Origin of the sequence: Kribbella sp. NPDC051586, assembly GCF_044453965.1 — a bacterium.
Taxonomy (GTDB): domain Bacteria; phylum Actinomycetota; class Actinomycetes; order Propionibacteriales; family Kribbellaceae; genus Kribbella.
On record NZ_JBITDF010000002.1, the window covers coordinates 1,077,186 to 1,095,183 of the forward strand.

Annotated in this window: 20 protein-coding genes and 2 tRNA genes; 14 read left to right on the plus strand and 8 right to left on the minus strand. The window is 66.5% G+C overall.

Going from position 1 to position 17,998, the window contains the following annotated elements; translation table 11 throughout:
• The first annotated feature begins 43 nt into the window (after window positions 1-43).
• From ACIA58_RS15440 to ACIA58_RS15465, 6 genes are all read left to right on the plus strand, one after another.
• Complete coding sequence (locus tag ACIA58_RS15440) at window positions 44-373, plus strand: ArsR/SmtB family transcription factor (RefSeq protein WP_396404291.1); 330 nt, start codon at window positions 44-46, stop codon at window positions 371-373.
• On the plus strand, window positions 360-866 hold the full coding sequence (locus ACIA58_RS15445; protein ID WP_396404292.1) for an SRPBCC family protein: 507 nt from the start codon (window positions 360-362) through the stop codon (window positions 864-866). The genes ACIA58_RS15440 and ACIA58_RS15445 overlap by 14 nt, the downstream gene beginning before the upstream one ends.
• A gap of 98 nt (window positions 867-964) precedes the next feature.
• Window positions 965-1,849 (plus strand): RNA polymerase sigma factor RpoD/SigA, encoded by an 885-nt coding sequence (locus ACIA58_RS15450; RefSeq protein WP_396404293.1) that lies wholly within the window; start codon window positions 965-967, stop codon window positions 1,847-1,849.
• Window positions 1,850-1,891: 42 nt separating this feature from the next.
• On the plus strand, window positions 1,892-2,431 hold the full coding sequence (locus ACIA58_RS15455) for a hypothetical protein (RefSeq protein ID WP_396404294.1): 540 nt from the start codon (window positions 1,892-1,894) through the stop codon (window positions 2,429-2,431).
• 93 nt (window positions 2,432-2,524) lie between these two features.
• Window positions 2,525-2,597, plus strand: a tRNA-Asn gene (locus ACIA58_RS15460).
• A 74-nt stretch (window positions 2,598-2,671) separates the two neighbouring features.
• Window positions 2,672-3,274, plus strand: coding sequence for a DUF4232 domain-containing protein (locus tag ACIA58_RS15465; RefSeq protein WP_396404295.1), 603 nt, complete (start codon window positions 2,672-2,674; stop codon window positions 3,272-3,274).
• 171 nt (window positions 3,275-3,445) lie between these two features.
• On the opposite strand, the gene ACIA58_RS15470 is transcribed toward ACIA58_RS15465, so the two are convergent.
• Window positions 3,446-3,583, minus strand: coding sequence for a hypothetical protein (locus ACIA58_RS15470; protein ID WP_396404296.1), 138 nt, complete (start codon window positions 3,581-3,583; stop codon window positions 3,446-3,448).
• A 116-nt stretch (window positions 3,584-3,699) separates the two neighbouring features.
• Here ACIA58_RS15470 and ACIA58_RS15475 point away from each other — a divergent pair.
• Together ACIA58_RS15475 and ACIA58_RS15480 are read left to right on the plus strand one after the other, a co-directional pair.
• Window positions 3,700-3,773: transfer RNA gene (locus ACIA58_RS15475), tRNA-Ile, on the plus strand.
• 303 nt (window positions 3,774-4,076) lie between these two features.
• Window positions 4,077-4,574 carry a DinB family protein gene (locus ACIA58_RS15480; RefSeq protein WP_396404297.1) on the plus strand — a complete coding sequence of 166 codons (498 nt, stop codon included), beginning with the start codon at window positions 4,077-4,079 and terminating at the stop codon, window positions 4,572-4,574.
• Window positions 4,575-4,878: 304 nt separating this feature from the next.
• Here ACIA58_RS15480 and ACIA58_RS15485 read toward each other — a convergent pair whose 3' ends face one another.
• Together ACIA58_RS15485 and ACIA58_RS15490 are read right to left on the minus strand one after the other, a co-directional pair.
• Window positions 4,879-5,511: an SDR family oxidoreductase gene (locus ACIA58_RS15485; protein ID WP_396404298.1), complete on the minus strand. Its 633-nt coding sequence runs from the start codon at window positions 5,509-5,511 to the stop codon at window positions 4,879-4,881.
• A 128-nt stretch (window positions 5,512-5,639) separates the two neighbouring features.
• Window positions 5,640-6,557, minus strand: a complete 918-nt coding sequence (locus ACIA58_RS15490) for an alpha/beta hydrolase family protein (protein ID WP_396404299.1) — start codon at window positions 6,555-6,557, stop codon at window positions 5,640-5,642.
• 242 nt (window positions 6,558-6,799) lie between these two features.
• Between ACIA58_RS15490 and ACIA58_RS15495 the strand changes: the two genes are divergently transcribed.
• From ACIA58_RS15495 to mraY, 3 genes are all read left to right on the plus strand, one after another.
• Window positions 6,800-7,741, plus strand: a complete 942-nt coding sequence (locus ACIA58_RS15495) for a helix-turn-helix domain-containing protein (protein WP_396404300.1) — start codon at window positions 6,800-6,802, stop codon at window positions 7,739-7,741.
• A complete protein-coding gene (locus tag ACIA58_RS15500; protein WP_396404301.1) occupies window positions 7,741-8,949 on the plus strand; it encodes a low temperature requirement protein A in 1,209 nt (402 codons plus the stop codon). The genes ACIA58_RS15495 and ACIA58_RS15500 overlap by 1 nt, the downstream gene beginning before the upstream one ends.
• Before the next feature lie 820 nt (window positions 8,950-9,769).
• A complete protein-coding gene (mraY, locus tag ACIA58_RS15505) occupies window positions 9,770-10,855 on the plus strand; it encodes a phospho-N-acetylmuramoyl-pentapeptide-transferase (RefSeq protein WP_396404302.1) in 1,086 nt (361 codons plus the stop codon).
• An 848-nt stretch (window positions 10,856-11,703) separates the two neighbouring features.
• Here the strand turns inward: mraY and ACIA58_RS15510 are convergent.
• Entirely contained in the window at window positions 11,704-13,428 is a 1,725-nt protein-coding gene (locus tag ACIA58_RS15510; RefSeq protein ID WP_396404303.1) for a S8 family serine peptidase, read from the minus strand.
• Window positions 13,429-13,802: 374 nt separating this feature from the next.
• Here ACIA58_RS15510 and ACIA58_RS15515 point away from each other — a divergent pair, with 374 nt between their 5' ends.
• Window positions 13,803-14,615 (plus strand): LLM class flavin-dependent oxidoreductase, encoded by an 813-nt coding sequence (locus tag ACIA58_RS15515; protein ID WP_396404304.1) that lies wholly within the window; start codon window positions 13,803-13,805, stop codon window positions 14,613-14,615.
• 51 nt (window positions 14,616-14,666) lie between these two features.
• Here ACIA58_RS15515 and ACIA58_RS15520 read toward each other — a convergent pair whose 3' ends face one another.
• The 3 genes from ACIA58_RS15520 to ACIA58_RS15530 form a co-directional block, all read right to left on the minus strand.
• Window positions 14,667-15,437 (minus strand): hypothetical protein, encoded by a 771-nt coding sequence (locus tag ACIA58_RS15520; protein ID WP_396404305.1) that lies wholly within the window; start codon window positions 15,435-15,437, stop codon window positions 14,667-14,669.
• A complete protein-coding gene (locus ACIA58_RS15525) occupies window positions 15,434-15,613 on the minus strand; it encodes a hypothetical protein (RefSeq protein ID WP_396404306.1) in 180 nt (59 codons plus the stop codon). The genes ACIA58_RS15520 and ACIA58_RS15525 overlap by 4 nt, the downstream gene beginning before the upstream one ends.
• Before the next feature lie 123 nt (window positions 15,614-15,736).
• Entirely contained in the window at window positions 15,737-16,216 is a 480-nt protein-coding gene (locus tag ACIA58_RS15530) for a MarR family winged helix-turn-helix transcriptional regulator (RefSeq protein ID WP_396404307.1), read from the minus strand.
• 101 nt (window positions 16,217-16,317) lie between these two features.
• Between ACIA58_RS15530 and ACIA58_RS15535 the strand changes: the two genes are divergently transcribed.
• Entirely contained in the window at window positions 16,318-16,761 is a 444-nt protein-coding gene (locus tag ACIA58_RS15535) for an OsmC family peroxiredoxin (RefSeq protein ID WP_396404308.1), read from the plus strand.
• Between the two features lie 67 nt (window positions 16,762-16,828).
• Here the strand turns inward: ACIA58_RS15535 and ACIA58_RS15540 are convergent, their stop codons facing one another.
• Complete coding sequence (locus tag ACIA58_RS15540; protein ID WP_396404309.1) at window positions 16,829-17,056, minus strand: hypothetical protein; 228 nt, start codon at window positions 17,054-17,056, stop codon at window positions 16,829-16,831.
• Window positions 17,057-17,450: 394 nt separating this feature from the next.
• Here ACIA58_RS15540 and ACIA58_RS15545 point away from each other — a divergent pair, with 394 nt between their 5' ends.
• The gene (locus ACIA58_RS15545; RefSeq protein WP_396404310.1) at window positions 17,451-17,987 is read left to right on the plus strand and encodes a DUF664 domain-containing protein; all 537 of its coding nucleotides are present in this window, start codon (window positions 17,451-17,453) and stop codon (window positions 17,985-17,987) included.
• The last annotated feature ends 11 nt before the right edge of the window (window positions 17,988-17,998 follow it).

Below are 17,998 nucleotides of genomic sequence, written 5' to 3' on the forward strand. Positions count from 1 at the left end.
TATCATTTGAACTCTATATACGCTGTCTGTAATATTTCTTGGCATGGACGTGTTCGAGGCGATAGCGGAGCCGAGCCGACGGGAAGTACTCGATCTGCTCGCGGAGCGCGAGCGGCCGGCCGGTGAGCTGGTCGCCCACCTGCACCGACTCACCCAGCCGGCCGTGTCCCGGCATCTGCGGATCCTGCGCGAGGTCGGGCTGGTCGACGTACGGCCGGAGGGACAGAAGCGGATCTACGCGCTGCGGGCCGACCGGCTGATCGAGATCGAGAACTGGATCAGCCGGTACCGCAAGTACTGGCCGCGGCACCTCGACGCCCTCGAGCAACACCTGGCCGACAACCCCGAGGAGCCTCCGCATGACCGCACCTGACCGCCTGGGCGAGCTCGCCGTCGACGGCGACCGTGCCACGATGACCTTCCGCCGGCACCTCCCCTACCCGATCGAGCGGGTGTGGGCCGCGATCACCGATCCGCTCGAACGCGAAGCCTGGTTCGGCGAGACAGTGATCGACGGCCGCGCCGGCGGCAGTATCGAGATGATCCCGACCGACCCACCGGCCGCGCCGGAGGCCAAGCGCCTGACCGGCCGGATCCTCGTCTGGGATCCCCCGCACATCCTTGAGCACGAGTGGCGCCAGCGGATCGTCGAGGACAGCGTCGTGCGGTACGAGCTGCGCCGGGACGGCGACGGGACATTGCTCACCTTCACCCACACCGGCCTGTCCGAGCAGAATGCTCGCGGCTTCATCCCGGGCACACACGCGTTCTTCGACCGGCTCGAGGCCTGGCTCGACGGGGTCGAGATCCCCGCCTGGTCCGACCGGTACGCCGAGCTCGCGCCGTCGTACCCGGCCTGGAGCTGACTTGTTGTAGTTATCCACATACTCGATGTCACTGCGTTCCGGGCGGACGAATCACGGCACTCTCTTTGGTAAGGAGATTCGGCGGCGAGAGGGACGGGATGGCAGATCTGGACTGTGATCCGGCGGACGTGACCGCGCTGGTGGCGTACCTGCGCGACATCGGGCAGCACGACCTACTGACTTTGGAGGAGGTGAGCGAGCACTCGTACTGGATCGAAGCCGGACTGCTGGCGGCGGAGCAGTTGCGCGGCGATCCGGGGCGGCCTGACTCGGGTGAGTTGCGGCAGGTGGAGGCGCTCGGACGGCTCTCGTGGCACCGGATGATCGAGGGCAACCTGCGGCTCGTCGTCTCGCTGGCCAGGAGGTACGCCGGGAAGGGCATCTCGCTGCTCGATCTGATCCAGGAGGGCAACATCGGGCTGATGCGCGCGGTCGAGCGGTTCGACCACCGCCTCGGGCACCGCTTCTCGACGTACGCGATCTGGTGGATCCGCCAGTCGATCGGGCGAGCCATCTCGGACCGATCCCGCCTGGTCCGGATGCCGGCCCAGGCGTACGCCGACGCGTCGCGGGTCGCCTCCAGCCGCAACGACCTGACGCAGCAGCTGGGGCGCGAGCCGACCAATCCGGAGCTGGCCCACGCGACAGGCCTCACCGTCGCGCGGATCGAGCGCGCCCAGGCCTGGCGGATCCAGCCCGAGACCCTCGACCTCGACGACTCCGACCCGGTGATCGACGACGATCCGCTCGTCCTGCGTGCGGCCCTCCGTCGTGATCTCGCCCACCATCTCCAGTTCCTCGACGACCCACACCTGTCGGTCCTCCTCCACCGGTACGGCCTGGAGGGCCGGATTCCCTGCACGCCCGAAGAGACCGCCGCCCGCCTGGGCCTGACCATCGAAAGGGTCCGCACCCTGGAGCGCGAAGCCCTCCGCCACCTGCGCCGGCGAGCCCTCCCCCAGCTCCGCGACTACGTCGCCTGACCCTCAGCCCATCGACTTTGACCCGACTGGAATGATGAACATGTGAGACTTCTCCGCACCTCCTGGCCGCGCGAGCTGGCTGACGCCGTGACGGCGGCCGCCCGCGAGTCGACCGGGAGCAAGGAAGACATCCTGGCCGCCGTACAGCTGACCAACGGTCGCTGGGCCGCGGGCACGCGATCGGCCGTGTACCTGCCGTCGGACTCCGCGGACGCCGACCGGCGGGTCGGCTGGGAGCAGATCGAGCGCGCCAACTGGGACTCCGAGGCATCGGTCCTGCATATCTACGAGACGACCGACTTCGGCACCCCGCTGCGCGCGACCGAGCTCAAGGTCGAGGACCCCGGCCGCTTCGGCCAGCTGCTGCGCGAGCGGGTCGACGCGAGCATCATCATCCAGCGCCACGTCCCGCTGGCCGGCAAACGCGGCGTACGCATCGTCGCCCGCCGGAATCCCGCCGTCACGGACGCCGCCGTCAGCTGGAACTTCGTTCTGGACAAGGGATTGGAGCCCGACCAACCAGGGGTCGTGGACGCCGCCGAGGCCGCGCTCCGACAGGTCCGCGACGAGTTCGGAATCTGACCCCGCAGGCAGCCGAATCCCGTTTTTGTAGTTCGCTTCCCGCCTGCTAACCTACTCAGGTCCTCAGGGTTTCGGGGTCATGCACCGCCACGATCCCGCGTAGCTCAATTGGCAGAGCAGCCGGCTGTTAACCGGCAGGTTACTGGTTCGAGTCCAGTCGCGGGAGCAACAAACCAGCCGGTCTCCTCTTCACAGGAGCCCGGCTTTTTCGTGCCCTCCCGCCGCAGGTAGGTTCGACGAATGCATCGACGTGCCCGGGTGGGGCTCCTCGCCGGACTGCTGCTCCTCACCGCTTGCGGCACCGAGAGCGCCGCGGTGACGAATCACAGCAGGCCGTCCATTACTGAGATCACCCCGCGGCCGCTCGGCCCCACCCCGTTCACCACCGTCCACCCCGACCCGACGCCCGCACCGCCGCGCCCGACGTGCTCGGCCGCCGGTGTCTCGATCAGCGTGGGACCGGTCGACGCAGCCCTCGGCCACCGCGCCGTGGTCGTCAAGCTGACCAACTGCCGCTCCACACCGATCAGCGTCGACGGCTACCCCGACATCGCAGTACTGAGCGCCGATCGCCGAGCGATGAACGTGACGATCACCCGCGGCACGTCGTACATGGCGATCGACCCGGGTCCGGCGAAACTGCTCCTCCGCAAAGGCGAATCAGCCCTCGCCGCCATCTCTTGGTCCAACACAGTCGAAGCCGGCGCGGACAAGGCATCCGGCACCTACGTGGCCGTCGCGAGAACCAAAGGCGAGCACCCGACCGTCTGGCCGGTCGACACCGACCTCGGCACCACGGCCAAACTCAGCCTGACCGCCTGGTGCCGAACCTTCCCCACCTGATCCAAGGTCTTGATAGTGGCCTAGACCAAGACTTCGACCGGTGAAGATCGGGCGGCTCGTTCACGACCGGCAAGACCAAGCTGGGCGAATTCACCCCTGCAGGTACGCGTCGGCTGACCGTTCGACCACGGAGACCCCGACCGCTTTGAGCGGTCGGGGCCTCTCAACGTCCTATTTGCCCTTCTTCCGGTCGATCGCCCGCTGGATCCGCTGCTGCGGTTGACCGAGGATCTTCGCCAGCAGCGGCACCCGGAACTTGTACGCCGCGATCGCGCCAACCACGATCACCAGGAAAATGAACCAGCCCATGGCAATTCCCTTCGTCCGGACCTGCCTCAATCATGCCTGCTCCCCGGCCCCCACCCCTCAGTCAAACCCCTGACGCATCCCTGGTTTCCGACAACCCGATACGATCACCCGCACACGGGGCGGTAGCTCAGCTGGTTAGAGCAGGGGACTCATAATCCCTGGGTCACGGGTTCGAGTCCCGTCCGCCCTACTACACAGCATGCACTCCGTGCCGAGCGTCGCGAGATATACGCTCACTTCTTGCTCGAACTTGAGAATGTCAAGCAGTTGATCAACCTGAGTCTCGAGTCACACGCGCATCCTCCACAACGGCGGCCGCCAACCCTCTGCGATCGCCACCAGCCTCTTGCGCCGCACAGACCACCACGTCTTGCGGACGGTCTGGCGAACGTACCCGTCGACCCCTCAGCCAGCAGGTTAGGGCGGCCGTCACTTGGTTCCGTCAGAAGGGTAGGTGCACGCTGCCAGAAAACGGGAACGTAAGGTCACCGGCATGTCGACATGGACTATGCCCGCCCGCCCCGAGCCGCCAATCAACCCGACCGACGAGCGGGTCGCGCTCGAAGATCGCCTCGAGTTCCAACGCACGACGTTGCTGATGAAATGTGGCGGGCTGGAGCCGGAGCAACTGGCACTGCGGTCAGTGCCGCCGTCGACGCTGTCGCTGCTCGGCCTTGTTCGGCACCTGTCGGCAGTCGAGGCCTGGTTCCATTCGTACGACGGCCAACCCGACCACCAGTATTTCTGGGACTACGGCTCGACGGAAAGCGGCGACGTCGACATCACGAAGGCCGCGGACGACCTGGCCAGCTATCTGGCGAGTGTCGCCCGGTCGCGCGCGGCGGTGGCCGGACGCAGTCTCGACGAGGCCAGTCCCGGCGAGGACTACACGCTTCGGTGGATCTACCTGCACATGATCGAAGAGTACGCACGCCACAATGGCCACGCAGATTTCCTCCGCGAACGCATCGACGGCGCCACGGGCGAATAGCTTGCCGACGGCGTCCGCACCATGCCGGCAGCCAGCTGCCGCGTGGCGGCGGTGGCGATGTCAGGGAAGCGGTCGCTGATGTCGTTGTGGTTGCGGGTCCACAGCCGCGCCCCGTCACCGTCACGGACGATCGCGACGCGGCTAGTTGACTGAACTCTTCAGCGCGTCGCTTGGCGCTTCGGCGCGGCCTTCCCTCCCGCCTGATTCAGGCAGACCGGAGCGACTGAACGTCATCAATGGTGATGTCAGTGCGGTGCGGACCAGGCGCAGCCGCGCCGACGAGAGCGGCCGAGACGTCTTGCGCTCAGGCGAATGCCGGTCGGTCGCCGTCGGTGCCGGGCTTGTTGATCCCGAGACTCTTGCGGGACCCGAGGCTGGGCTGTTTGAGGATTTCGACTACGAGGGCGGCGACGCTCTTGCGGCTGACCTCTGTCCCCCTGAACGGCTCGCCCTTCTCGGTGACCTCGAAGTTGATCTCGTCAGTGTCGGTGAGCCAGGCGGGCCGCAAGATCGTGTAGTCGAGGTCGGACGACTCGATCGCGTCCGCCGCCGCTCGATAGGGACCGACCATGGGTCCGATCGCATCACGGTTCCATTGCCCGAACTTTCCTGGTACTTCGTCGTAGATGCCCAGTGCGCTGATGAACACCAGTCGTGCTGGCCCCGCAGCGTTCATGGACTGGATGATGGTTCGCGCCTGCTCGTCTACGTCGCCGGCCAGGTTGGCGTAAACCACGTCCTGTCCGCGAATGGCGTCGTCGAGACTTTTCCGATCGAGGACATCGCCTTGGACGACGCGGATGGTGCCGGGGGTGTCGGTCAGCCGGTCCGCGTCCCGCACGAAGAGGGTTTGCTCGAAGCTGTCGTCCTCGGCCAGCATCTGCACCGCGTGGCGCGCAATCCGTCCGCTGGCACCGAGCACGGCTACCTTGGTCACTTCGATTTCCTCTCGACTCGATCGCGCGAGCATCGTGCTGGCTCAGGCGACGCGGCCGGCAGCAAGCGGCCGGGCCTGGCCAGTGGTGGGTACGGGGTGGTCGGTGTGATGCGCGGCTGCCGCCCGGCTCACTTGAGGTGCTTTTCGAACCAGTCGATCGGAATCTCGGGGTGCAGACCGAAGAAGTTATAGCCGTCGAAGCGCCGGTCGGTGCCCTGGATCCAGTACAGCTCCTTCTCGTCGACCGGGAGGGCGTCGTAGATCGACTGGACGTCATCGGGGCGCGTCATCGAGTCGTCGTGGACCTGGGCGACCAGTGTGGGCACGTTGATGTTCGCCACGTACTTGGCCGGGCTCTGCTCGTCGAGGTGGAACCCGGTGCGCTCGTGCACGGCCTTGTCGAACTTCTCGTAGCCGGCCTCCATGCCGAGGCCCTTGACGAACGTTTCGACGATCGGGCGGGCCGAGACTGGCTGGAGCATGACCATCGCCTGGATCTCGGCGAACTCTTCGGGATGCTTGGACCAGGCCACGGCTGTGGAGTCCGCGCCCAGGCACACCGACAACAGCACTTTGTTCATGTTCTTGGTGTCCGGGCGCGAGGCGGCGTATCGGAGGGAGCCGATGACGTCGCGGTACTCCAGTAGGCCGATGCCTGCGATGCCACCGTTGCCCTGTCCGCTCATACCGTGGTTGCGGATGTCGTAGGCGAGGACGTTGTAGCCGGCCTCGTGGAGAGCCTTGTACTCGGGCAGGAAGTTGACTTCGAAACCGCCAAGGCCACCGAACTCCGGTAGGTGCCCGGGGTAGCCGTAGCGGTTGCCGGGGAGGAAGTGGTTGTGGATGACCAGTTTGTTCGAGTCCGCCGGGATGAACCAGCCCTCGAGCGGCACGGCGTCCATCGACGGGAACGTGACGTCCTCGTAGTCGAGCCCGACCTCGTCGGGGCGTCGCAGTACGGGTGCTCGGCGCCCGGCGGTGGTGCCGGTGGTCCACAACTGGACGAAGTTGTCGAACGCTGCCTGAACATTGTCGTCATTTGCCATGAGTAGCCACATCTCCCAGGTGCGGGGTGGCGTCGATGTCGACCCCGCGGGTGTCGGTGCCTTGCGTGCAACGAGCGGCTCAGACGCCCTGGCGCCTTGCTCGATCGCTGCGTTGAACACTCGTTTTCTGCTGTCATTGCCGACGCTGCCAGCTGCGGATGATGCTAAGGAAGGGACGGAGGTGTCCTGGGACAAATCTGTCCCCCTGTCCCTGGCTCGTGGGTGGTGCGAACATCGTGTGAATGAGCAGCAACGAACGAGGCAACGAGCTGGGCGAGTTCCTAAAGGCGCGGCGGATGGAACTGCGCCCGGAGCTGGCCGGGCTGCCGAAGCCGTCCGATCCTCGCCGCCGCGTCAAGGGGCTACGCCGCGAGGAAGTTGCGGCGCTGGCTGCCATCAGCCCTGACTACTACGCACGCATCGAGCAAGGGCGCCGCGGCGCGCCGTGGTCGACCCTGGACGCCATCGCGCGAGCACTTCGCCTGGACGACGCCGGTCGTGAGTACCTTTTTGGGCTCTCCGCCACCGATGCTGCGCGACCACGAAGGCGCCGTTCGCAGAAGGTGCCGGTCCAGGTCCAGCGGCTTCTGGACAACCTGAGCGGTATGCCCGCTCTGGTCCTCGGCCGGCGGATGGACGTCCTCGCCTGGAACCAGCTGGCTGCCGCACTGATCACCGACTTCGGCGGCATTCCGGAGCGACACCGCAACTACATCCGCGTGCTGTTCACCGATCCGGACATGCGCATCCTCTATCCCCGCTGGGAGGAAACGGCGCGCCTGTGCGTCGCCCAGTTGCATATGGAGGTCGCCCGCGATCCCCGCGAGCCGCGACTGGCCGGACTCGTTGGGGAGTTGTCCGTGCTGGACGCCGACTTTCGCCGCTGGTGGAGCGATCACCAGGTGGTGGTGAGAAGCCGCGGCACGAAGGACTTCCGCCACCCGGTCGTCGGCGACCTCACCCTCGACTGGGACACCCTCACCTGCGCGGGCGACCCCGACCAACAACTCATCTCGTTCAGTGCCGAACCAGGATCCCCCTCGCACAAGGGCCTGTCAGCCCTTGCCGCGATGATCGGCTCCGCCACGGCAAGCCCGGAGGCGTCACCGACGGCAGAATCCGCCCACCGGCACGACCAGTCATCACCCACATCATCACCCAGCTCACCCGGAAGGAAGCAGTGATGACCTCCCCGACGTCGAGGTCGCGGCTGGTGCCGATGCGGCCGCGGGATCCCCACGAGCCCGGCCGGACCGCATCGCCGCTGGAGCTGTTCTTCGATCTCGTGTTCGTGGTCGCGGTCAGCATCGCCGCGGCCCAGCTCCATCACTCCTTGACCGAGAACCACGTCATCGACGGTCTGCTGTCGTACGGCGTGGTGTTCTTCGGTATCTGGTGGGCATGGATGAACTTCACCTGGTTCGCCACGTCCTTCGCCACCGACGACTGGCTCTACCGCCTGCTCACCTTCGTGCAGATGAGCGGCGTGCTGGTCCTCGCCGCGGGTATCGAGCCCGCCTTCGTTGATCACGACTTCACCGTGCTGGTACTGAGTTACGTCGTCATGCGAATTGCGATGGTGGCGCAATGGCTACGCGCGTCGCGCTCGGCCGGGTCGAGCCGGCGCGCCACGCACTTCTACGCCGGCGGCATCGCGGTCGTCCAGCTGCTGTGGCTGGGGATGCTCGGTCTCCACGGCCCGGCGCAAACCGTCGTTCTGATCATCCTGATCGGGGCTGAGCTCGCCGTACCGATCATCGCCGAGCGGCGCGGGATGACACCCTGGCACCCCCACCACATCACCGAGCGGTACGGCCTGTTCACCTTGATACTGCTCGGCGAAGGCTTGCTCGCCTCGGCCAACGCGATCATCGAGGCGATCCACGCCAACCAGTCGATCGGATCGCTGATCGCAATCTCGGCACTCACCCTCGTCGTCACCGCGGCTCTGTGGTGGATCTACTTCTGGCCGCCGCACCACACCGCCATCAGCTCGTTCGCCCGCTCGCTGCGCTACGGCTACGTCCACTACTTCGTCTTCGCCGCCGCCGGCGCCTTCTCGGCCGGCATCGAAGTCCAGATCGACGTACTCACCCACCGCAGCAAGCTCAGCGAACTCGCCGCCTCCCTTACCGTTACCCTCCCGATCGCCGCCTTCGTGCTCGGTATCTGGTGGATCGCGCTGCGCGACAACGCCGACCGGGTCGTCAACATCGGTGTCCCGCTCGGCGCCGCCCTCGTCCTTCTCGACCCGATCCTTCCGCTCCCCTTCACCGTCGTTGCCGTCGTTATGGCGCTCGTCGTTCTCGTTCTCGTACTTCGACCACCACTTCGTCACACTGCCGATCCCAGCACCATCTCCGCCTCGGGACCGGTGGAGAAGATTCAGTGAAGGTAGCCGTCCCATTTCACTTCGTACCGTGATCCGCCGGGTAGGGCATGCGGGCCGGGCACCTCATTCGCCGACTTCGCCAGCGCGACCTCAACGGGCCCGGCCAGGTCGGCCGGGACGTGCGGAGGTGGCGCCTCACGGCGTGGTTTGGCCGGTGTCACTGTCTCGGCGGTTCTCGCGTCGACGGAAGGGTGGCCAGGCCACGATGATCACTCGGCGTACCGTAAGCCAGGTGTCACGATGTGGGCAGAACCGGTGGTGCTCCGGAACGTTCGCCCCGTCGCACTTCCCGCACCGCCACAAGCCGCCCACGGCAGTGCCGCCAACGCTCGCGTGGATATCTGCGCCCACTAAGCTACTCGCCCAAGTGAACCCCCGGATGGACGAAGCCGAGCGCGTCTCGCCCAGATCTGTTCAGCGTGGGGACACCACGGAACGCCAGCGTGTCGAGTCGAGTCAACTCGAGTGGAATCGGGCAGAACTCCTAATGGTTGGTGACGCGCGGAGGGGTTCATGTCGGCGTGCGCGTCGGTTTCCTAATCGATCGTTTCGCGGTCTCTGACAGACAGAACACGGCCACCGCCGCCTCGCCAGCCGCGGTGAGGCTGGGCCGTCTACGAGGCAGCTGGAGACTGACGCTGCCCGTTCAACCCCGAAGGCCGGGCGGGGCACCCTCTCGAACTATCCGCGTCGGCGGTCCGCTGGGACCTGCATCCTGGATATGTTTGGCCGACTTGCCGATTTTCGCTCGCCAAAACCGGCAAGACGACTCCCTCGTGCGTCCAAGGGATCGACTACCCGAAGCGCGAGAGGGAATGGTATGCGGGCAATACTCCTGGGCGGCACGCTGGCGACGGTGTGCTCGCTGCTGGGGACTCGGATCGCTGTTCGATGGTTCGTCCGTCACGGCTTCGGCCAGCCGATCAGGCACGACGGACCGGCGACACATCATGTCAAGCGGGGTACGCCGACCATGGGCGGCCTCGTGATCCTGCTGAGTGCCGCCGCGGCCTATTTGACGGCAACTATCGTGACCGGCGGGTGGCCGAGTGCCAGCGCCTGGCTCCTGATGTTGCTGTTCGTCGGCTGCGGGATAGTGGGGTTCCTCGACGACTTCATCAAGGTCTACACCCAGAACAACCAGGGTCTGAGTAGCCGGGCGAAGATGGCGGGCCAGACGCTGGTCGCGCTCGTCTTCGGGGTCCTGGCCACGCAGTTCTTCGCCGACGAGCGCGGTGTCAGGCCGGCGTCGCCGTACCTCTCCACCACTCACGACTTCGGGATCAAGCTGCCCCTGATCGTGGTCCTGCTGGTGATCTGGTTCCTCGTCACCGCGACCTCCAACGGAGCCAACCTCACTGACGGTGCCGACGGGCTGCTTGCTGGCACCTCGGCGCTGATCTTCGGCGCCTACACCCTCGTCAACATCTGGCAGAACAACCAGTTGTGCGACTCCTCGCGGCCCACTGTGGTGGAGTCACAGTGCTACCAGGTGCGCGACCCTCTCGACCTCGCGGTCTTTTCGGCCGCCGTCGCTGCGGCCTGTATCGGCTTCCTGTGGTGGAACGCCAAGCCCGCACGGATCATCATGGGCGATGTCGGCTCCCTCGCCATCGGTGGTGCCTTGGCCGGGCTGGCGATCATGTCTCGAACCGAGCTCCTGATGGCCGTCGTCGCCGGATTGTTCGTCCTCGAGACCCTGTCCGTGCTGCTGCAGATGATCAGCTTCAAGCTGACCAGGCGACTCACGGGCACGGGACGTCGCGTCTTCCGCATCGCCCCCATCCACCACCACTTCGAACACGCGGGATGGGACGAGGTCACCGTAGTAATCCGCTTCTGGATCGTCGCCGGCGTCTCCGTCGCCACCGGCCTCGGAATCTTCTACGCCTCCTGGCTCACCTGACCCCGGTTCGCACACGCATGACCCCACGCGCACGTCAGCACCAGAGCCTGACCCCCGGCGTCAACCGTCCAACCAGCGCATTCGTGTCGGCCCACCACTCTCGGCCGTCGTCGCGCAGGCGGCCGTGGATGAGGTCGCAAACCGTCCTCGCTCACCAGGAAGGCGTAGCGCTGGCCGCGGATCTCGCCCTCGGTGTCCATGAAGTCCAGGCTCGCGGCGTTGTCCAGCTTGAGCTCGGCGCGGCACCCGATCGGATCAGTTCAGCGTGGGAACACGGTGGGAACGAAGGGGTGTCGATCCGAGTTGACAGGAGTCGAAACCGGCCGAACTAGTGATGGCTGATTACGCCTGGTGCGGTGCATGTCGGTGGGGTGTGTCGGTTTCCTAAACCGTGCGTCACCCGGCCGAGCTGGCGCTGACCTGAGCGTCGTGGATCCGCGAATCGTCGCTTCCGTAGTGAATACCCTCGACCGGCTCAACGAGACCTCCGTTCACCTGATGCGCGACGACCTGGCGCTCCCGCCGACATCAGGAATACCCCGACTACGACGCAACCGCGGCGTAGTGGCGCTAGATCCCAAGACCGAACGAATCAGCTAAGCCCAGAAGGTACGCGGGCCAGCTGCGCATGGCGAAGCCAACACCGACTCCGGCTCGACCGCTCGACCGCTCGACCGCTTGCCCCTGGCTCCATCGGCGCCAGGAGTACCGGATGTGCAGACGGAACCACTGGACTCATAATCCCTGGGTCACGGGTTCGAGTCCCGTCTGCCCTACCCTGCGTCCTCGCAGGTCACGGCCAGATTCGGTCGTGGCCTGCGGGGAACCGCACAGGTCGGACGGGTGGGTTAGTGGCCTCGGGCGACCTTTGTTGCGTTGATGATGCCGTCGCCGAAGAAGCCGTTGTTCGTTGGTGTGCCTTCGCAGGTCTGGGTGGATGTCACGGTTACGAAGGACCCGTCGGGTTGCTGGACCTGGCGGGTGTAGGTGAAGGCCGCCGGGGTCGGGCACGGTGTGTTGGTCGCCGTGCCGCGCAGTACCTGCTCTACGAGGGCCGGCGAAGCCTTCAGGCCACCGTTGACGTGGTCGCGGGTGCCGAGTCGGCCGACTGCGAGTGCGGCGACGCCGGCCGCGTGCGGTGACGCCATCGACGTGCCCTGCAGGTACTGGTAGTAGCCGCAGACTCCCTTGTGGCAGCTCTCGACGACGCTGGGCGTGTTCGGCGTACCGTCAGGATTGAGCTGACCGCGCTCCACGGCGAGGTGCTTCGGGTAGGCGGCGAGGATGGCCTTCGTGATGTCGCGCTTGTTGTCAGCGGTGTCGTACACGTCCCCGCCAGGTGCGGACAGGTCGGCGTAGCCGTTGCCGAAGTCCGAGTAGTAGGCCTTGCGCTTGGAGATGCCGGTGCTGGTCACCGCGAGTACGTGGTTGCCCTCTGACGGCATCGAGGTACACGAGGCCGGGATCGTCCGCTCGTACGGCGCTTCACCGGGCACGCCGGCGAAGTCCGGGCTCGAGGAGTCGATGATCGTCTTGCTGTAGTCACTCGCGCCGTTGCCCGCCGCCGCGACCAGCGTGACGCCGTGGTTGTAGGCGTAGTCGAGCGCCCGCTGCATCGCCGTCACGACAGTTCGCTGCTCGGCCTGGGCATCGGGCGAATCGGCGGGATTGTCGGCGCAGTTGAACAGCCACGGATCGACGTAGAAGCTCATGTTCACGACGTCGATGCCGTGATCGCCCGCGTAGGTCAGGGCATCGACCGTAGGCTGCAGGAAGAAGAAGCCCGCGTCCTGGCCGGCCCGCAGGTTGACGATCGTCGCCTTCGGCGCGATACCCGCGATGCCGAGCTTGTTGACCGGCGACGCGATCTCGGACGCGACGTGCGTACCGTGACCGTTGTCGTCCTCGTCGACAGGGTCGACGCAGCTCGGGTGTTCGCACGGCCCGTCGACTATCGCGCCGTTCGCGTCGACCGGGATGTCTGTCGTGAAGTTGCGGCTCAGCGCCTTGTCGAAGTTTTTGGCGATGTCGGGATGGGTGCCGTCGACGCCGGTGTCGATGATGCCGACCCGTACGCCGTTGCCCTGCTCGTAGCGCTGCGAGCCGTCGGCGGTGGCGCCGATCTGCTGCATGTCCCATTGCAGCCCGGCCAGCGGCTCCTGCTTCTTCCCGTTCTTCGCCTTCTCACTGCCTGCGCTTGCACCCCGAAGGTCGGTCTGCGCGGGGTCGAGCTTCACGCTCGGCTTCCCAACGGCCGAGCCGTCGTCAGGCGCGTGGCCGATGACCGTGCTTCGCGCGACGCCCGCGATCGCGGACGAGGCGTCGGCCGCAGCCTGGAAAGCCTCACTCTTGGTGGTGACGGTGGCGACTCCGATCGCCGTGTTCTCGCTCAGCACCGTGCCGCCGGCGGCGGCGATCGCGGCATGCGCGGCTTCAGCGGAGCCACCCTGGGCGTAGAGGACGACAAACTGCCGCTCTTGGCCGCTGGTCGCCGTACCGGGACTGGCTGCGACCCACAGCAGACCGGCGACGCTTCCTGCCACGACGGCTGCGCGCGTGACGTACCTGAACATTGGACCCCTCCCTCGAACCTCCAACTACAGCGAGCGAAACTCGCTGACTGGTCGTCGGAACTGCGCGAGCGCGACACATCCGGAGCCGGGGCACGGCCAGTTGAACTGGACCATCGAAAACCTGCTCACCATTCCCCCTTGTCCCGGCCAACAGCCGGAAAACAACCCCCGGCGCCATCACAGCGCCCCACAACCCCATCTGGCCTCATACCACCCGACTGACAGCGTCAAACCGCCCGTACACGATGCCTGCGACCATTTCACCGATGGTTCGTCCGACACAGCGGCCGGGCGAGTGTTGTCGAATCCTGGGTGGCTGGTTCGTGGATAGGACAACCGGACCGAACGAGACCCCACTCCCAAGGAGAACGACAATGCCCGATCAGGCCAGGCGCACAACCAGAGCATTCCGCTTCGGGATCGTTGCCCCGCTTACCTCTGACCTGCCGACGTGGCGCGATCGCGTGCGCCGCATCGCCGACAGCGGTTACTCGACGTTGCTGATGCCCGACGTTCCTACGTGGCAACCAGCACTTGGTCCCACACTGGCAACCGCGGCCGCGGTGGCTGACCTGCGGATCGGCTCGTGGGTCTATGCCGCCGCTCTCCGTGAATCATGGAGCACAGCATGGGAAGCTCATTCGCTCTCAGTACTCACAGAAGGCCGCTTCGAAATGGGCATCGGCGCCGGCCGCCCCGGGATCGAAGTCGAGCTGGGGCGGCCTGCCGTCTCCCCCGCTGAGCGTCGTACCAGGATGCGCGAGACCGTGGCCGCCCTGCGTACGTTCGACGGCCCCGATCTGCACACGCCGGTGGTGATGGCGGTGAGCGGACCGAAGTCACAGGCCCTGGCGCTGGAAGTCGCTGACGCAGTCACGTTCGTACTCTCGCCCGACGACGATCGCGTAGAGACCACGAACCGGGTACGCGACTTCGCCGGCCGCAGGGACATCGAACTCGCCCAGCACGTCGCCGCTGTCGGTGACGCTCCGTTCATGGCGCCGCCCACCCTCGACACCGCAGCGCTGCGCGCGGCCGACTCGCTCGTCATCCTTCCGAGCGACCCCGCGGCAGCCGCCGAAGAAATCGAACGCCGACGCGAAGAGATCGGCTTGTCCTACTTCGTCATCGGCGCCGACTTCGCCGACACACTCGCACCGGTCGTGGCCAAGCTTGCCGGACAGTAGACGGCGCACGCGTCGCCGGCCGCACCACATCCGGTACTCGTCGACCACGAGTCACTTGCCGCTGATGAGGTGGGACAGGGCCTCGTGGGCGACGGTGTAGACGCCGTTGAGGGTGGTGGTTTGATCGATGGCCCGCAGGTCCATGTGACCAGCGTTGTTGCAGCCGCCGTACTGGACCATCATCGTCGCGTTCTGGCTCAGGATGTAGAGGAAGGCCGAGCGGCAGCTCTCGCTGTCGATGCCGTAGATCAGGTGGGCCTCGTCGCCGTACCCGGGCACGGTCTTCTGGCCTTCTATCTGGCGAATATTTACGCTCTTGGGCAGATGCGCCACGAAGCCGGGATAAGTGCCCTTCGTGACGAAGAGCGCATCCTGACCGGTCGTCACGTCGAGCTGGACCGTCATGAAGCGCATCCCGAAGTCGCCCTTGCCGCCGGCGGAGAATCGGCATTCGCGCGAGTAGTAGGCGTTGTCCAGTTCCGTGTCCTGGTCGACCTCCTCGCCCGTCGCGCCGGGGTAGACCGACTGCACCGTCGTGCTGCCGATCAGTGAGCACGCACTGGCCGGCTTGCCGTACAACTTCGTACGGACGGGCAACGCGGCCGTCGGCGGCGGCTGTGAGCCCGGGTTCGCCCCGGACCCATCGGCCGAGTGCTTCCTGTTGAGTACGGTGATTGCGCCGGCGGCGAGAACACCGACACAAACGACGACGACGGCCACGACGATCAGCAGGGTCCTGCCGGTTCGCCGCGGGGGCGGACCAGGCGGTGGGTAGTACGTCGGCTGCGGCCAGTTCGGACCGCCGGTCTGCAGGTGACTCATCGGCGCTTCCGAGCCATGCGGAGGAAACCGAGGCCGGCGACGATCGCGATCCCGGAGCTGATCACGGTCAGGGGGTGACCGTGCTGTGTGCTCAGGCCTGCCGCCCCGCCTCCGATGAGTGTCGCGGCGATCGCGAGCGCGACGACCCGGTGCCCGGTACTCCGGGAGCTGTTCATGGTTTCCTCTCCAGCTGTCCTGAACAATGCGAATGTTCAGGCTGCTGCCGGAGATCCCTGCCGGGCTAGCACCAAAAGGCTCGACCTCGTCGACACATGGCTACGACATTCAGCCGAAGGTCCCTAGGAGGATTTGGGAGCGTTGTCCAGGTGGTCGGTCAGTTGATGGAGGGTGGTTTGAAGGCGGCGGACCTGTTGCTCGGTCAGGCCGAGGGAATCGCCGATGTGGCAGTAGGCCTCGTGGAGGACGGGTTTCAGCGCCTCGCCTTCGGGCGTCAGGGCGACGGTTACCGAGCGGGCGTCGGTGGTGGAGCGGTCGAGGGTTATGAGGTCGCGGTCAGCTAGGCGCCGGAGGAGCGGGGTGAGGGTGCCGTGGTCGAGGCGGGTGGCTCGGGCGATGTCGCCGATGGAGCTGGGGCCCAGGCGGGTCAGGGAGACGAGGACCAGGTACTGCGGGTAGGTCAGGCCGTGCGGTTCGAGGACCGGGCGGTAGAGAGCGGTGACTGTGCGGGACAACGAGTACAGGTCGAAGCAGAGCAGGTCGTGAAGGACCCGGTCGGCCGCCGGGCCTGCCTCGGCCGCACGCCGGCTGGGCTCGGTCATCGGTTCCTCCTGTGGGCAGGGTCTCGTCCGGTGGTACTTGACGGAAGGATACCTTGTGCACAAGTATCTTGTGCACAAGACAACTTCTGAAGGAGATCGTGATGCCGACTCGTACCGCGCGGACCGCTTGGAACGGCACTCTGGAGCATGGCTCGGGGCAGGTGGAGCTGAGCAGTTCGAAGGCTGGGACGTACGAGGTTTCGTTCCCGAAGCGGGCCGCCGAGGACGCGGGTGGGGCCACCAGCCCGGAGGAGCTCATCGCGGCGGCGCACACCGCGTGCTACGCGATGTCGCTCAGTGCGGAGATCGCGCAGCGCGGGGGTACGCCGCAGGCGCACGAAGTACGGGCCGACGTCACGCTCGGGCCGGACCAGGCGAATGGTGGCTTCAAGCTGACCGGCATCAAGCTCATCGTCCGCGCGGAGGTCGACGGCCTGGACGACGCCGGGTTCGCGGAGGCAGCCCAGGCCGCCAAGGCCAACTGCCCGATCAGCAAGGCCCTGGCCGGCGTCGACATCACCCTCGACGCAGCACTCGAGAGCTGACGTTGGGGATGGCGCTGCCCGGAGTCCCCTGATCTCCGGGCAGCGCTGGCTGTGTTGGTGGGCGGCGTCAGTTCGTGGGCGGCGGGGTGGACGTGATGGTGGCGCCGGCGATCGCGGAGTAGAGGATGTCGCCGGCCCGCAGGGAACGTTCGGGCTTGCCGTTGATGTCCGGCGGGCCATCCTTGATGACGGCGATCCGGGTGCCGAGGAACTGGCCGCCGGTCTCGGCGATCAGCAGGTCGTCGCGGTAACCATCGCCGTCGCGGGCGATCACCCGGGCCCGGTGCCCGTCCACCGTGACGACGTCGTCGAGCAGTTTGATGCCAGGGATCTTGCGCGCGGCCTGGTACAGCGCCGCGCGGAGATCGGCGGGTACGACGCCGGTACTCAGAACCGACCCGGTGGATCGTCACCGCGTGCCGGTCGAACAGCAGCGCGAACTCCTCCCGGCTCGCACCGCGGATGAGCTCGGCGTCCGTCGGCGGTTCCGGGCCATCCGTGGGGACGGCGGAGGCGGCAGGCTGCATACCTGTTTCTGCCCGCACGGCCGCAATCGGTTCCCGCCCCATCGCCGGAGTCTGCCATCTCCCCCGGCCATCTCCCCACCCGTCCCCGGGCCATCCGAACCGTCTCGGCCGGCATGGCCGTCTGGTGGGGCATGCTGGGGGCCGGTCTGTGGAGGAGGGGTTGTGGACTGGAGGGATCTGCCGTTTGCTGCGGCTCCGCGCGGGAATGAGGCGGAGTTGCTGCAGTTCGCGTTGGATCGGGTGCGGAAGCAGTTCGCCTGGAAGACCGGCGGGCTCGATGCGGAGCAGTTGCGTCGGCAGCACCCGCCGTCGGCGATGACGCTGGCCGGGTTGATCAAGCACATGGCGTTCGTCGAGGACGGTTTCACCGCGCGGGCCGCGGAGCAGCCGCTTGCGCCGCCGTGGGACACCAGGAGTTGGGTCGAGAATGATCGCTGGGGTTGGGACTCCGCGGTCACCGACGACCCAAACGAGCTCTACGCGCTCTGGTACGGCGCGGCCGCGCGCTCTCGGGCCGCGTGGCAGCAGTTGAGTGCGGACGGCGGTCTGGATGTGGTGGTGCCGGACCCGGATCCCGAGTGGTCGCCGAAGCGTCGGATGATCGCCCTCGACCTGCTCGAGGAGTACCTCAAGCACACCGGCCACGCGGACCTCCTCCGCGAAGCCGTCGACGGCCTGACGGGCAACGATCCTGACTGACCAGGAGAAGC